The 13,401-nt window shown below is 53.6% G+C and carries 26 protein-coding genes and 1 pseudogene; 26 read left to right on the top strand and 1 reads right to left on the bottom strand.

Features of this window, described 5'->3' with window-relative positions; all coding sequences use genetic code 11:
* Positions 1 to 13 precede the first annotated feature (13 nt).
* The 26 genes from rplD (at position 14) to rplQ (ending at position 12,652) form a co-directional block, all read left to right on the top strand.
* A complete protein-coding gene (gene rplD / locus AB5Y50_RS00600; RefSeq protein WP_005340616.1) occupies positions 14 to 619 on the top strand; it encodes a 50S ribosomal protein L4 in 606 nt (201 codons plus the stop codon).
* Complete coding sequence (rplW, locus tag AB5Y50_RS00595; RefSeq protein WP_342690021.1) at positions 619 to 918, top strand: 50S ribosomal protein L23; 300 nt, start codon at positions 619 to 621, stop codon at positions 916 to 918. The genes rplD and rplW overlap by 1 nt, the downstream gene beginning before the upstream one ends.
* 15 nt (positions 919 to 933) lie before the next feature.
* Complete coding sequence (gene rplB / locus AB5Y50_RS00590; protein ID WP_010672560.1) at positions 934 to 1,755, top strand: 50S ribosomal protein L2; 822 nt, start codon at positions 934 to 936, stop codon at positions 1,753 to 1,755.
* Positions 1,756 to 1,777: 22 nt separating this feature from the next.
* Positions 1,778 to 2,056, top strand: a complete 279-nt coding sequence (gene rpsS, locus AB5Y50_RS00585) for a 30S ribosomal protein S19 (RefSeq protein ID WP_005307960.1) — start codon at positions 1,778 to 1,780, stop codon at positions 2,054 to 2,056.
* 10 nt (positions 2,057 to 2,066) lie between these two features.
* Positions 2,067 to 2,411 carry a 50S ribosomal protein L22 gene (gene rplV, locus AB5Y50_RS00580; RefSeq protein WP_010672561.1) on the top strand — a complete coding sequence of 115 codons (345 nt, stop codon included), beginning with the start codon at positions 2,067 to 2,069 and terminating at the stop codon, positions 2,409 to 2,411.
* Between the two features lie 3 nt (positions 2,412 to 2,414).
* Positions 2,415 to 3,128 carry a 30S ribosomal protein S3 gene (rpsC, locus tag AB5Y50_RS00575; RefSeq protein WP_005331168.1) on the top strand — a complete coding sequence of 238 codons (714 nt, stop codon included), beginning with the start codon at positions 2,415 to 2,417 and terminating at the stop codon, positions 3,126 to 3,128.
* A 13-nt stretch (positions 3,129 to 3,141) separates the two neighbouring features.
* Entirely contained in the window at positions 3,142 to 3,555 is a 414-nt protein-coding gene (gene rplP, locus AB5Y50_RS00570) for a 50S ribosomal protein L16 (protein ID WP_010672562.1), read from the top strand.
* The gene (gene rpmC / locus AB5Y50_RS00565) at positions 3,555 to 3,746 is read left to right on the top strand and encodes a 50S ribosomal protein L29 (protein WP_005307965.1); all 192 of its coding nucleotides are present in this window, start codon (positions 3,555 to 3,557) and stop codon (positions 3,744 to 3,746) included. Before rplP ends, rpmC begins: the two co-directional genes overlap by 1 nt.
* Entirely contained in the window at positions 3,746 to 3,994 is a 249-nt protein-coding gene (gene rpsQ / locus AB5Y50_RS00560; RefSeq protein WP_005307966.1) for a 30S ribosomal protein S17, read from the top strand. The genes rpmC and rpsQ overlap by 1 nt, the downstream gene beginning before the upstream one ends.
* A 148-nt stretch (positions 3,995 to 4,142) precedes the next feature.
* Entirely contained in the window at positions 4,143 to 4,511 is a 369-nt protein-coding gene (gene rplN, locus AB5Y50_RS00555; RefSeq protein ID WP_005307975.1) for a 50S ribosomal protein L14, read from the top strand.
* Between the two features lie 11 nt (positions 4,512 to 4,522).
* On the top strand, positions 4,523 to 4,840 hold the full coding sequence (gene rplX, locus AB5Y50_RS00550) for a 50S ribosomal protein L24 (RefSeq protein WP_005307977.1): 318 nt from the start codon (positions 4,523 to 4,525) through the stop codon (positions 4,838 to 4,840).
* Positions 4,841 to 4,853: 13 nt separating this feature from the next.
* A complete protein-coding gene (gene rplE, locus AB5Y50_RS00545) occupies positions 4,854 to 5,393 on the top strand; it encodes a 50S ribosomal protein L5 (protein WP_005331162.1) in 540 nt (179 codons plus the stop codon).
* 10 nt (positions 5,394 to 5,403) lie between these two features.
* Entirely contained in the window at positions 5,404 to 5,709 is a 306-nt protein-coding gene (gene rpsN / locus AB5Y50_RS00540; protein WP_005331161.1) for a 30S ribosomal protein S14, read from the top strand.
* A gap of 19 nt (positions 5,710 to 5,728) precedes the next feature.
* A complete protein-coding gene (rpsH, locus tag AB5Y50_RS00535) occupies positions 5,729 to 6,121 on the top strand; it encodes a 30S ribosomal protein S8 (RefSeq protein WP_010672564.1) in 393 nt (130 codons plus the stop codon).
* Between the two features lie 13 nt (positions 6,122 to 6,134).
* On the top strand, positions 6,135 to 6,668 hold the full coding sequence (rplF, locus tag AB5Y50_RS00530; protein WP_010672565.1) for a 50S ribosomal protein L6: 534 nt from the start codon (positions 6,135 to 6,137) through the stop codon (positions 6,666 to 6,668).
* 9 nt (positions 6,669 to 6,677) lie between these two features.
* Complete coding sequence (gene rplR, locus AB5Y50_RS00525) at positions 6,678 to 7,031, top strand: 50S ribosomal protein L18 (RefSeq protein WP_010672566.1); 354 nt, start codon at positions 6,678 to 6,680, stop codon at positions 7,029 to 7,031.
* 14 nt (positions 7,032 to 7,045) lie between these two features.
* Positions 7,046 to 7,546 (top strand): 30S ribosomal protein S5, encoded by a 501-nt coding sequence (gene rpsE, locus AB5Y50_RS00520; RefSeq protein ID WP_005340605.1) that lies wholly within the window; start codon positions 7,046 to 7,048, stop codon positions 7,544 to 7,546.
* A 6-nt stretch (positions 7,547 to 7,552) separates the two neighbouring features.
* Complete coding sequence (gene rpmD, locus AB5Y50_RS00515) at positions 7,553 to 7,732, top strand: 50S ribosomal protein L30 (protein WP_005307985.1); 180 nt, start codon at positions 7,553 to 7,555, stop codon at positions 7,730 to 7,732.
* Between the two features lie 2 nt (positions 7,733 to 7,734).
* On the top strand, positions 7,735 to 8,172 hold the full coding sequence (rplO, locus tag AB5Y50_RS00510) for a 50S ribosomal protein L15 (protein WP_005307987.1): 438 nt from the start codon (positions 7,735 to 7,737) through the stop codon (positions 8,170 to 8,172).
* An 8-nt stretch (positions 8,173 to 8,180) separates the two neighbouring features.
* A complete protein-coding gene (gene secY / locus AB5Y50_RS00505; protein WP_010672567.1) occupies positions 8,181 to 9,509 on the top strand; it encodes a preprotein translocase subunit SecY in 1,329 nt (442 codons plus the stop codon).
* A 27-nt stretch (positions 9,510 to 9,536) separates the two neighbouring features.
* Positions 9,537 to 9,650 (top strand): 50S ribosomal protein L36, encoded by a 114-nt coding sequence (rpmJ, locus tag AB5Y50_RS00500; protein WP_005319705.1) that lies wholly within the window; start codon positions 9,537 to 9,539, stop codon positions 9,648 to 9,650.
* 139 nt (positions 9,651 to 9,789) lie between these two features.
* Complete coding sequence (gene rpsM, locus AB5Y50_RS00495; RefSeq protein ID WP_005307991.1) at positions 9,790 to 10,146, top strand: 30S ribosomal protein S13; 357 nt, start codon at positions 9,790 to 9,792, stop codon at positions 10,144 to 10,146.
* Between the two features lie 14 nt (positions 10,147 to 10,160).
* Positions 10,161 to 10,550, top strand: a complete 390-nt coding sequence (gene rpsK, locus AB5Y50_RS00490) for a 30S ribosomal protein S11 (RefSeq protein ID WP_005319702.1) — start codon at positions 10,161 to 10,163, stop codon at positions 10,548 to 10,550.
* Positions 10,551 to 10,589: 39 nt separating this feature from the next.
* Complete coding sequence (rpsD, locus tag AB5Y50_RS00485) at positions 10,590 to 11,210, top strand: 30S ribosomal protein S4 (protein WP_010672568.1); 621 nt, start codon at positions 10,590 to 10,592, stop codon at positions 11,208 to 11,210.
* Positions 11,211 to 11,235: 25 nt separating this feature from the next.
* A complete protein-coding gene (gene rpoA, locus AB5Y50_RS00480; RefSeq protein WP_005307997.1) occupies positions 11,236 to 12,225 on the top strand; it encodes a DNA-directed RNA polymerase subunit alpha in 990 nt (329 codons plus the stop codon).
* A gap of 43 nt (positions 12,226 to 12,268) precedes the next feature.
* A complete protein-coding gene (gene rplQ / locus AB5Y50_RS00475; protein ID WP_005307999.1) occupies positions 12,269 to 12,652 on the top strand; it encodes a 50S ribosomal protein L17 in 384 nt (127 codons plus the stop codon).
* 160 nt (positions 12,653 to 12,812) lie between these two features.
* On the opposite strand, the pseudogene AB5Y50_RS00470 reads toward rplQ, so the two are convergent.
* Positions 12,813 to 13,401: pseudogene (locus AB5Y50_RS00470) on the bottom strand (IS5 family transposase); the annotation flags it as partial.

The following is a 13,401-nucleotide window of genomic DNA, read 5'->3' as shown; positions in this document are numbered from 1 at the left end:
TGAGGAGATAGTAATGGAATTGGTAATGAAAGACGCCAAGAGCGCTCTTGAAGTTTCCGAGACTACCTTCGGGCGCGAATTCAACGAAGCTCTGGTTCACCAGGTTGTCGTTGCATATGCCGCTGGTGCCCGTCAGGGTACTCGTGCGCAGCTGACTCGCTCTGAAGTGTCTGGTGGCGGCAAAAAGCCGTGGCGTCAGAAGGGTACTGGTCGTGCCCGTGCTGGCTCCATCCGTTCGCCCATCTGGCGTTCCGGTGGTGTGACCTTTGCTGCTAAGCCGCAAGATCACAGCCAGAAAGTAAACAAGAAGATGTACCGCGGCGCTATCCGTAGCATCCTGTCCGAGCTGGTACGTCAAGAGCGCCTGATCGTTGTTGAGAAGTTCGGCATCGAAGCGCCGAAGACCAAAGAACTGATCGCCAAGCTGAAAGAAATGGAACTGACTGACGTTCTGATCGTGACTGCTGAAGTCGATGAGAACCTGTTCCTGGCTGCTCGTAACCTGTACAAAGTTGACGTGCGTGACGTTGCCGGTATCGACCCGGTCAGCCTGATCGCTTTCGACAAGGTTCTGATGACTGCTGACGCAGTTAAGCAAATCGAGGAGATGCTGGCATGATCCGTGAAGAGCGTCTGCTGAAAGTTCTGAAGGCTCCGCACATCTCTGAAAAGAGCACCATGGTCGCAGAAAAGCAGAACACTATCGTGTTCAAAGTTGCTGTTGATGCCACCAAGGCGGAAGTCAAAGCTGCAGTTGCGAAACTGTTCGAGGTCGAAGTTGAGACCGTCCGTACCCTGAACATGAAGGGTAAGACCAAGCGCGCAGGTGCACGCGTAGGCCGTCGTTCCGATTGGAAAAAGGCTTATGTGACCCTGAAAGCTGGTCAGGACATCGACTTCATGGGCGCAGCCGAGTAAGAGGAGTTCTGAAAAATGGCAATCGTTAAGTGCAAGCCTACTTCTCCGGGCCGCCGCCACGTCGTCAAGATCGTCAACCAAGAGCTGTACAAGGGCAAGCCCTTCGCCGCTCTGCTGGACAGCAAAAGCAAGTCCGGTGGCCGTAACAACAACGGTCGTATCACCACTCGTCATATCGGTGGTGGTCACAAGCAACACTACCGTCTGATCGACTTCAAGCGCGACAAAGACGGCATTCCGGCCAAAGTTGAGCGTCTGGAATACGATCCTAACCGTACCGCAAACATCGCCCTGGTGCTGTATGCAGACGGTGAGCGTCGTTACATCCTGGCTCCGAAAGGCCTGAAAGCTGGTGATGCAATCGCCTCTGGTGCTGATGCTGCCATCAAGGTAGGTAACACCCTGCCGATGCGCAACATCCCGGTCGGTTCTACCGTTCACGCCGTTGAGATGAAGCCTGGTAAAGGTGCCCAGCTGGCTCGTTCCGCTGGTACTTTTATCCAGATCCTGGCTCGTGAAGGTAACTATGTAACTCTGCGTCTGCGTTCCGGCGAAGTACGTAAAGTTCTGGCCGAGTGCCGCGCTACCATCGGTGAAGTGGGTAACTCCGAGCACATGCTGCGTCAACTGGGTAAAGCCGGTGCTAACCGCTGGCGTGGTATTCGTCCGACCGTTCGCGGTATGGCGATGAACCCGGTTGATCACCCGCACGGTGGTGGTGAGGGTCGTAACAAGGGCATGCAGCCTGTGTCCCCATGGGGCCAGAAGGCTAAGGGCTTCAAGACCCGTAAGAACAAGCGTACCGACAAGTACATCGTACGTCGTCGTAACAAGTAATTGTTAACATAGAGGAATCACCATGCCACGTTCTCTCAAGAAGGGTCCATTTATCGACCTGCACTTGCTGAAGAAGGTAGAGAAAGCGGTGGAAAGCGGGGATAAAAAGCCGGTTAAGACCTGGTCCCGTCGTTCAATGATCATCCCGAACATGATCGGTTTGACCATCGCTGTCCATAATGGTCGTCAGCACGTTCCGGTTTTCGTTACCGAAGAAATGATCGGTCACAAACTGGGTGAATTCGCACCGACTCGTACTTATCGCGGCCATGCTGCTGATAAGAAGGCTAAGAAGCGCTAAGGGATAAATGATGGAAGCTATCGCTAAACACCGTTATGCCCGTACTTCTGCCCAGAAAGCTCGTCTGGTAGCCGATCAAGTACGTGGTCTGTCCGTAGACAAGGCTCTGAACATCCTGACCTTCAGCCCGAAAAAGGCTGCTGTTCTGGTGAAGAAAGTGCTGGAATCTGCCATTGCCAACGCTGAGCACAACGAAGGTGCCGATATCGACACCCTGCGTGTTGCCACCATCATGGTAGACGAAGGTCCCTCCATGAAGCGCATCCGCCCGCGTGCCAAAGGTCGCGCGGATCGTATCCTCAAGCGTACCGCTCACATCACTGTAGTGGTATCCGACGCTAAGGCTGGGAGATAAGCAATGGGTCAGAAAGTACATCCTAATGGCATTCGCCTGGGTATTACCAAGCCTTGGAATTCTACCTGGTTCGCGAACACCAAAGACTTCGCTGACAACCTGTACAGCGATTTCCAAGTACGCCAGTTCCTGACCAAGGAGCTGAAAAACGCTTCCTTGTCCAAGATCACTATCGAGCGTCCGGCCAAGAGCATTCGTGTGACCATTCACACCGCTCGTCCGGGTGTCGTGATCGGCAAGAAAGGCGAAGACGTTGAAAAACTGCGCAAAGCTGTAGCCGCAATCGCTGGCGTGCCTGCTCAGATCAACATTTCCGAAGTCCGCAAGCCGGAGCTGGATGGCAAACTGGTTGCCGACAGCATCACTTCCCAGCTGGAGCGTCGCGTAATGTTCCGTCGTGCTATGAAGCGCGCCGTACAGAACGCCATGCGCCTGGGTGCCAAGGGCATCAAAGTGGAAGTTTCCGGTCGTCTGGGCGGTGCTGAAATCGCGCGTACCGAATGGTACCGTGAAGGTCGTGTGCCCCTGCACACCCTGCGCGCCGACATCGACTACGCAACTTCTGAAGCCCACACCACTTACGGTGTGATCGGCGTTAAAGTTTGGATCTTCAAGGGCGAAGTTCTGGGCGGTCTGGCTGCAGTCAATGCTGCCGCTGCTCAAGAGCAGGCTCCTGCGAAGCCCAAGCGTGACAACAAGCGCCGCGCTGCCAAGTAAGGAGATTCGGTAAATGTTGCAACCTAAGCGTACTAAATTCCGCAAGACCCACAAGGGTCGTAACCGCGGTCTGGCCAATGCCGGTAACGAAGTATCCTTCGGTACCTTTGGCCTGAAGGCGACATCTCGTGGTCAACTGACTGCTCGTCAAATCGAAGCAGCCCGTCGTGCCATGACCCGTCACGTTAAGCGTCAAGGCAAGATCTGGATCCGTGTGTTCCCGGACAAGCCCATCACCGAAAAGCCCCTCGAAGTTCGTATGGGTAAAGGTAAGGGTAACGTGGAATACTGGGTTTGCCCGATCCAGCCTGGCAAGGTTCTGTACGAGATGGATGGTGTACCTGAGGCTCTGGCGCGTGAAGCGTTTGCCCTGGCCGCAGCTAAGCTGTCTGTTCAGACCACTTTCGTAATTAAGACGGTGATGTGATGAAAGCCCAAGATCTGCGTCAAAAGAGCGTCGAAGAACTGAACCAGGAGCTGCTGGGTCTGCTGCGTGAGCAATTCAACATGCGCATGCAAGCTTCCACCGGCCAGCTGGCTCAGACTCACACTCTGAAACAAGTGCGTCGTGACGTCGCACGTATCAAGACTGTACTGACTGAGAAGGCAGGTGCGTAATGACTGACAAGATCCGTACTCTGCAAGGTCGTGTAATTAGCGACAAGATGGACAAGTCCATCACCGTCGCTATCGAGCGCAAGGTAAAGCACCCGATCTACGGTAAGATCATCAAGCGCACTACCAAGCTGCACGTGCATGACGAGAACAACGAGTGCAAGGCTGGCGATCTCGTGGAAATCCGCGAGTGCCGCCCGCTGTCCAAGACCAAGTCCTGGACCCTGGTTGCTGTCGTAGAAAAGGCCTAATTCGGTACTTTTTAGCCCAAACGGCCCCCCATCGGGGCCGTTTGTTTTTTAGGCTACCTTTTCAAAAATAGCTGTGTTATAGTTTCGCGCCTTTTGAAGGCAGCCAGATCCCATCAGGGATAAGAAGTAAACAAAGCGGAGCACTAAGATGATCCAGATGCAAAGTATGCTGGGTGTTGCCGACAACTCCGGCGCTCGCAGTGTAATGTGTATTAAGGTTCTGGGTGGTTCGCACCGCCGTTATGCCGGCATCGGCGACATCATCAAGGTTTCCATCAAGGAAGCCATTCCTCGCGGTAAAGTGAAGAAAGGTGATGTGTATAACGCGGTGGTCGTACGCACCCGTAAAGGCGTTCGTCGTCCGGACGGCTCTGTCATCCGTTTCGACAACAATGCGGCTGTGTTGCTTAACAACAACCAACAGCCAATCGGTACTCGTATTTTTGGCCCGGTGACCCGTGAACTCCGTAACGAGAAGTTCATGAAGATTGTGTCCCTGGCACCCGAAGTACTGTAAGGAGTCGAACGATGGCAGCTAAAATCCGTCGCGAAGACGAAGTAATTGTTCTTACCGGCAAAGACAAGGGCAAGCGTGGCAAAGTCACTCAAGTCCTGATTGCAAAAGGTAAGGTAATCGTGGAAGGCATCAACCAGGTGAAGAAACACCAAAAGCCGGTACCCGCACTGGGTCAGGCTGGCGGCATCGTCACCAAAGAAGCCCCCATCGATGTATCTAACGTCGCGCTGTTCAACTCTGCCACTGGCAAGGCTGACCGCGTTGGTTTCCGGATTGAAGACGGCAAGAAAGTCCGTTTCTTCAAATCCACCGGCGAACTTGTGAAGTAATTGGAGTTTAACGATGGCGAAACTGCATGATTACTACAAATCCGATGTAGTAAATGAACTGTCCAAGCAGTTCGGTTACAAGACTATCATGCAAGTCCCTCGGATCGAGAAAATCACCCTGAACATGGGTGTTGGTGAAGCGATCTCTGACAAGAAATTGCTGGAAAATGCTGCTGCCGATATGGCTGCCATTTCCGGTCAGAAGCCGCTGATCACCAAAGCACGCAAATCTGTTGCGGGCTTCAAGATTCGTGAAGGCTACCCGATAGGTTGTAAAGTAACCCTGCGTGGCGAGCGTATGTGGGAGTTCCTGGAACGGCTGATTTGCATCTCCGTACCGCGTATCCGTGACTTCCGTGGTCTGAACGCCAAGGCGTTCGATGGCCGTGGTAACTACTCCATGGGCGTGCGTGAGCAAATCATCTTCCCGGAAATCGACTATGACAAGGTCGATCGCGTCCGTGGTCTGGATATCACCATCACCACTTCCGCGAATACCGACGAAGAAGGCCGTGCTCTGCTGGCTGCCTTTAACTTCCCATTCCGCAAGTAAGGTTAGGGTTATGGCTAAAACATCCATGAAAGCACGTGAAGCAAAGCGTGCGAAGCTGGCAGCCAAGTTCGCGACCAAGCGTACCGAGCTGAAAGCTATCATCGTTGATATGAACGCTTCTGAAGAAGCGCGTTGGGATGCTGTCTTGCAACTGCAACAGCTGCCCCGTGATTCCAGTCCGTCCCGCCAGCGTAACCGTTGCAACATCACTGGTCGTCCGCACGGTTTCCTGCGGAAGTTTGGCCTCTCTCGCATCAAGGTGCGTGAGCATGCCATGAAGGGCGAAATTCCGGGCCTCAAAAAGGCCTCTTGGTAAGAATCTCGGGAGTTAGACTATGAGCATGCAAGATCCGATCGCGGATATGCTGACCCGCATCCGTAACGGTCAGGCGGCGAGCAAAGTTGCGGTTTCCATGCCTTCTTCCAAGCTGAAAGTGGCTATCGCCAAAGTGCTGAAAGAAGAAGGTTACATCGCTGGCTACAACGTAGCTGGTGACGTGAAACCGGAACTGGAAATCGAACTGAAGTATTTCCAGGGCAAGCCGGTTGTAGAACTGATCCAACGCGTGAGCCGTCCCGGCCTGCGTATTTACAAGCGCACTACTGATCTGCCGAAAGTAATGGGCGGTCTCGGTGTTGCTATCGTGTCCACGTCTAAAGGTGTGATGACCGACCGTGCTGCCCGCAAGGCAAGCATGGGTGGTGAGATCATCTGCTACGTCGCTTAATAGGAGGTCGGAAATGTCTCGCGTTGCTAAGGCACCCGTCACTATTCCTGCTGGCGTAGAGGTGACTCTGAACGGCCAAGAACTGTCCATCAAAGGTGGCAAGGGTTCCCTGGTTCGTTCCATCCACGCCGGTGTAGAAGTGACCAAAGAAGACAATGTACTGAAGTTCGCCCCGCGCGACGGCATCGCTGGTGCTGACGCTCAGGCCGGTACTGCCCGTGCATTGGTCAACAACATGGTAGTCGGTGTTACCCAAGGCTTCGAGCGCAAGCTGCAGCTGGTTGGTGTAGGTTACAAAGCCTCCATCAAGGGCAATGCTGTTGCGCTGGCACTGGGCTTCTCTCACCCGGTAGAGCATGCGCTGCCGGCTGGTGTCACCGCTGAATGTCCGTCCGCCACCGAGATCGTTCTGCGTGGTGTGGACAAGCAGCTGGTTGGCCAAGTCGCCGCCGATATCCGTGCTTACCGCGCTCCGGAGCCCTACAAGGGCAAGGGTGTACGCTATGCCAACGAGCAAGTGCGTACTAAAGAAGCTAAGAAGAAGTAAGGTAACACTATGGACAAGAAAGCAGCTCGTCTCCGTCGTGCTACTCGTGCTCGGAAAAAGATGCAGGAACTGGGAGCTACCCGTCTGGTTGTTCACCGTACCCCGCGTCATATCTATGCGCAGGTTATTGCAGCCAACGGTTCCGAAGTTCTGGCCTCTGCTTCCACAGTAGAGAAAGCCATCAGTGAAGCTCTGAAATACACCGGTAACGCAGATGCTGCTACCGCTGTAGGTAAGGCTATCGCTGAGCGTGCTATTGCCAAAGGCGTTCAGAACGTATCTTTCGATCGTTCCGGTTTCAAGTATCACGGTCGTGTAGCCGCTCTGGCTGCCGCTGCTCGTGACGCTGGTCTTCAGTTCTAAGCTAGGAGTCGAAGATGGCTAAAGTCGAATCTCAAGCCGGCGAACTGCAAGAAAAGCTCATTGCAGTAAACCGTGTTTCGAAAACTGTTAAAGGTGGTCGTATCATGTCCTTCACCGCGTTGACCGTGGTGGGTGATGGTAACGGCCGTGTAGGTTACGGTTACGGTAAGGCCCGTGAAGTTCCAGCCGCAATTCAAAAGGCGATGGAACAGGCTAAGCGTAACCTGAACAAGGTTGAGCTGAACAACGGCACCCTGCACCACCCGGTGCGTGGCGTTCACTCTGGTTCCACCGTGTTCATGAAGCCGGCCTCCCAAGGTACTGGTATCATTGCAGGCGGCGCCATGCGTGCCGTACTGGAAGTTGCTGGTATCCACAACGTGCTGGCCAAGACCTACGGTTCCACCAACCCAATCAACGTTGTTCGCGCAACTGTCGACGCTCTGGTTCACGGTCAATCACCGGAACAGATCGCGGCCAAGCGTGGTCTGCGCGTTGAAGAAATTCTGGGGTAATGCGACATGGCTAACACTGTAAAAGTAACTCAAACTCGCAGCTCTATCGGCCGTCTGCCAAAGCACAAGGCGACTCTGCGTGGTCTGGGTCTGCGTCGCATTGGTCACACCGTTGAGCTGGAAGATACTCCCTGCGTACGCGGCATGATCAACCAGGTTTATTACATGGTTAAGGTGGAGGGCTAAGCATGCGTCTGAATACTCTGTCTCCGGCCGCTGGCTCCAAGCGCGTCAAGCACCGTCCGGGCCGTGGTATCGGTTCTGGTCTGGGCAAGACCGGTGGTCGTGGTGTTAAAGGTCAGACCTCTCGTTCCGGTGGCGGCAAGGTCCGCAACGGTTTCGAAGGCGGCCAGATGCCTTTGAAAATCCGTCTGCCGAAGTTCGGTTTCTTCTCTCGCAAATCTTTGGTTTCTGCCGAAGTGCGCCTGAACGAAATCGCCCTGGTAGAAGGTGATGTGGTCGACGTGAGCACTCTGAAGCAAGCCGGTGTTATTACCAAAAACATCGTGTTCGCTAAAGTTGTTCTGTCTGGCAACATTGACCGTGCTGTGACCGTTCGTGGTCTGTCCGTCACCAAGGGTGCACGTGCAGCCATCGAGGCCGCTGGCGGTAAAATCGAGGAATAATCAGTACAATGGCTAAGAAACCAGGATTGGATGTTAAAGCACAAGGTGGTCTGAGCGAACTGAAGAGCCGTCTGCTCTTCGTTCTCGGGGCAATTATCGTGTTCCGTGCAGGCTCTTATGTGCCGATCCCTGGTATTGACGCCGCCGTACTGGCCGAGTTGTTCCAACAACAGAAGGGCACCATCATTGAGATGTTCAACATGTTCAGTGGTGGTGCACTCTCGCGTGCTTCTATTCTTGCACTGGGGATCATGCCGTACATTTCGGCGTCGATTATTATCCAGCTGCTGACTGTGGTTCACCCTGCTCTTGCTGAACTCAAGAAAGAAGGTGAATCCGGCCGTCGCAAGATTAGCCAATATACCCGTTGGGGCACGCTGGTTTTGGGAACGTTCCAGGCCATTGGTATTGCAACAGGTCTGCCGAATATGATGCAAGGACTCGTGACTCATCCGGGTTTGGGCTTCTATTTCACAGCCGTTGTGAGTCTGGTCACCGGTACCATGTTCTTGATGTGGTTGGGTGAACAGATTACCGAGCGTGGGATTGGTAATGGTATCTCGTTGATTATCTTCACAGGTATCGTCGCCGGTCTGCCTCATGCCATTGGCGCTACGGCCGAACAGGCACGTCAAGGGGAATTGCACATCCTGCTGTTGTTGTTGCTGGGCTTGATTGTTTTCGCTGTGACTTACTTTGTGGTGTTCGTGGAGCGTGGTCAGCGTCGTATCGTCGTTAACTATGCCAAGCGTCAACAAGGCCGCCAGGTATTCGCTGCGCAAAGCACACACCTGCCGTTGAAAGTGAATATGGCCGGTGTGATTCCTGCGATTTTCGCATCCAGCATCATCCTCTTCCCGGGTACCATTACCTCCTGGTTTGGTCAGGGCGAGGGCAAGATCGCTGACATTCTGCAACAGGTCTCTATGGTCCTGCAGCCGGGTCAGCCCTTGTACGAGATGCTCTATGCAGCAGCCATTATCTTCTTCTGCTTCTTCTATACCGCGCTGGTGTTCAACCCCCGCGAGACAGCAGATAACCTGAAGAAGAGTGGAGCCTTTATCCCGGGGATCCGCCCGGGCGAGCAGACAGCACGTTACATCGATAAGGTTATGACACGCCTGACATTGGCAGGTGCGCTCTATATTACCTTTATCTGTCTGGTACCCCAGTTCCTGATGACTGCCTGGAACGTACAGTTCTACTTCGGTGGCACCTCGCTGCTGATTATCGTGGTAGTTATCATGGACTTCATGGCTCAGGTTCAGACCCATATGATGTCTCATCAATATGGCGACGTCCTGAGGAAGGCCAACCTGAAGGGCTACGGCCGCTAAAGGTCGGCGTAGTTACGGAGTTAAGCAATGAAAGTTCGTGCTTCCGTTAAGGCAATCTGCCGTAACTGCAAAATCATCAAGCGTCACGGTGTGGTGCGTGTGATTTGCAGCGAGCCAAAGCATAAACAGCGCCAAGGCTAATTTTTTACGGTTAGTACTTGCAACAAATAGTTGTGCTGGCTAATATAGCCAGCCAACTTTTGTTGTGTATTGGTTGACCGCCACGTATCCGCTCACGGGCTTTGTGGTGGTCGTTATCTACTATATGTAGGAGTGAATAGTGGCCCGTATCGCTGGCATTAACATTCCTGACCATAAACATGCAGTCATTGCGTTGACTGCTATTTATGGCGTCGGTCGTACCCGCTCCAAGGCCATCTGTGCCGCAGCCGGTATCGCTGAGAATGTGAAAATTAAAGACCTGGACGAAGCTCAGATCGAGAGTCTGCGTGAACAAGTAGGTAAATTCACCGTCGAAGGTGACCTGCGTCGTCAGATTTCCATGAACATCAAGCGATTGATGGATCTGGGTTGCTACCGTGGTTTGCGTCACCGTCGTAGCCTGCCTGTTCGTGGTCAACGTACCAAGACCAACGCTCGTACCCGTAAGGGTCCGCGCAAGGCTATCAAGAAGTAACGGGAAGGTAGAAAATGGCTAAAACTCCGACTCGTGCTCGCAAGCGCGTTAAAAAGCAAGTGAGCGACGGTATTGCGCACGTTCATGCATCTTTCAACAACACAATCGTGACCATTACTGACCGTCAGGGCAATGCTCTGTCTTGGGCTACCTCTGGTGGTTCCGGTTTCCGTGGTTCCCGTAAGTCCACTCCGTTTGCTGCCCAGGTAGCTGCTGAGCGTGCTGGTGAGATCGCCAAAGAATACGGCGTGAAGAACCTGGAAGTCATGGTCAAAGGTCCGGGTCCCGGTCGTGAGTCTTCCATCCGCGCTCTGAACGCGGCTGGTTTCCGCATCACTAACATTACTGATGTGACTCCGATCCCGCACAACGGTTGTCGTCCTCCCAAGAAGCGCCGCGTGTAACGCTGTAGCTACTTGGTCTAGGATTGTTGGAGAAAGAAGATGGCAAGATATATCGGTCCTAAGCTTAAGCTTAGCCGTCGTGAGGGCACCGACCTCTTCCTGAAGTCTGGTGTTCGTGCGATTGATTCTAAGTGCAAGATTGACACCGTTCCTGGTCAACACGGTGCGCGTAAAGCGCGTCTGTCCGACTACGGTGTGCAACTGCGCGAGAAACAAAAAGTACGTCGTATCTACGGCGTATTGGAAAAACAGTTCCGCAACTACTACCGCGACGCTGCCCGTCAAAAGGGTAACACCGGTGAAAACCTGTTGCAGCTGCTGGAAGGTCGTCTGGACAACGTCGTCTACCGCATGGGCTTCGGCGCCACTCGTGCTGAATCTCGTCAGCTGGTGAGCCACAAAGCCATCATGGTAAACGGCCGCGTTGTGAATGTTCCTTCTTTCCAGGTATCCCCTGAGGACGTGATCTGCGTTCGCGAGAAGGCTAAGAAGCAAGCGCGTATCAAAGCTTCCCTGGAAGTTGCTGGTCAGCGCGAGAAGCCGACTTGGGTAGAGGTTGACGCTGCTAAGATGGAAGGTGCCTTCAAGCGCCTGCCGGAGCGTTCCGACCTGTCTGCCGACATTAACGAACAGCTGATCGTCGAGCTTTACTCCAAGTAAAGCTAGCTTCTAAAGAGAGGACACAATGCTGGGTTCTGTAACAGATTTTCTTAAACCGCGGCTAGTTGACATCGAGCAAGTTAGCCCGACTCACGCGAAAGTGACTCTCGAGCCGCTTGAGCGTGGCTTTGGCCACACGCTGGGCAATGCCCTGCGTCGTATTTTGCTGTCATCTATGCCCGGTTGTGCGGTTACTGAAGTCGAGATCGACGGAGTACTGCACGAGTACAGCAGCAAAGAAGGTGTACAGGAAGACATTCTTGAAATCCTGCTCAACCTGAAAGGTATCGCTGTGAAGCTGGAAGGCAAGGACGAGGTAACTCTGTCCCTGACCAAGTCTGGAACAGGCCCCGTTACCGCTGGTGATATCACTCACGGTGATGAAGTCGAGATCGTAAACCCGGAGCACGTAATCTGCCACCTGACTGGTGCAAATGCTGAGATCAGCATGCGCCTGAAAGTTCAGCGCGGTCGTGGTTATGTGCCTGCTTCTGCTCGTGTTCACAACGATGATGAAGAGCGTCCTATCGGTCGCCTGCTGCTGGACTCCGCGTTCAGCCCCATCGTTCGCATCGCCTACAATGTCGAGGCGGCACGTGTGGAACAGCGCACCGACTTGGACAAGCTGGTTATCGACATGGAGACCAATGGTACTCTGGATCCGGAAGAAGCCATCCGTCGTTCCGCCACTATTCTGGCAGAGCAACTGGAAGCCTTCGTGGATCTGCGCGATGTCAGCGTGCCCGAGAAGAAAGAAGAGAAACCCGAGTTTGATCCGATTCTGCTGCGTCCTGTCGATGATTTGGAGCTGACAGTTCGTTCAGCGAACTGTCTGAAGGCAGAAGCTATCCACTATATTGGTGATCTGGTACAGCGTACCGAAGTTGAGTTGCTTAAGACTCCTAACCTCGGTAAGAAGTCCCTGACTGAGATCAAGGACGTGTTGGCCTCCCGTGGTCTGTCTCTTGGCATGCGCCTTGAGAACTGGCCGCCCGCCAGCATCGCTGACGAGTAATCCAGATTACGGGTTTCACAGATTTAGTTAGAAGGATAAGGTCATGCGCCATCGTTTGAGTGGTCGTCAACTGAACCGGAACAGCAGCCATCGTCAGGCTATGTTCCGCAACATGGCCAGCTCCCTGGTTCGTCATGAGATCATCAAGACGACTCTGCCTAAGGCAAAAGAGCTGCGTCGTGTAGTTGAACCGCTGATCACCCTTGCCAAGACTGATAGCGTTGCTAATCGTCGCTTGGCATTTGCCCGTACTCGCGATAACGCGATCGTGGCTAAGCTGTTCAATGAACTGGGCCCGCGCTACCTGGAGCGCGCCGGCGGTTATACTCGCATTCTGAAATGCGGTTTCCGTGCTGGCGACAACGCTCCTATGGCTTACATTGAGCTGGTAGACCGCCCGGCCGCTGCTGAAGCAGCTGCTGAGTGATAAAAGAAAAAGCCGGGCTTGTCCCGGCTTTTCTTTTGGTGGATTCTGATACTGCCTCTACTGCCTCTACTGCCTCTACTGCCTCTACTGCCTCTACTGCCTCTACTGCCTCTACTGCCTCTACTGCCTCTACTGCCTCTACTGCCTCTAGGCTGTGTTCTCAAAATGCTGGTTTTCTGTCCACACATAACTCGCGCAAGTAGCGAAGGCAGAAAGCCAGTTTGATAAAGGCTGCAAAACTCTTGGCTAGCTTTTCATATCTCGTTGAAAACCGGCGAAACTTCTTCAACCAACCGAAGCACCGCTCCACGACATTGCGCCTGCGGTAATGCACCTTGTCCAGTACCAATGGACGCCCCTTATGGCGCCGTTGCTGGTCGCTGCGTTGCGGAATGACCGCTTTTATCCTTCTCCGCCGTAGCTCGGCTCGAAAGGCTTTGCTGCTATAGGCCTTGTCTGCGGCAAGATGCGCTGGCCGTGTTCGGTAGCGACCTGATGACGTTGGTATCCTCGCCATGGCCAACGCGCTTGTTGCATAGCTGATTTCTGCTGATTGCCCCGGTGACAGGCAGAAGCTCAGTGGTAAGCCATGACCGTCCGTGACCAAGTGAATTTTGCTGCCGAAACCTCCCCGCGAACGGCCAAGGGCTTGATTCATTGAGGTGTTTTTTTACGTGCACCGGCAGCATCTTTGGATGCTCTGACATTGGAGCCGTCCAGGCACCACAGGTCGAAATCGATGAGCCCTT

The organism is Aeromonas sp. s6 (assembly GCF_040907815.1).
In the GTDB taxonomy this organism is placed as follows: Bacteria; Pseudomonadota; Gammaproteobacteria; order Enterobacterales; family Aeromonadaceae; genus Aeromonas; species Aeromonas caviae.
Note: the sequence above shows the minus strand (reverse complement) of the source record. Positions and strands in the feature narration are given on the sequence as shown.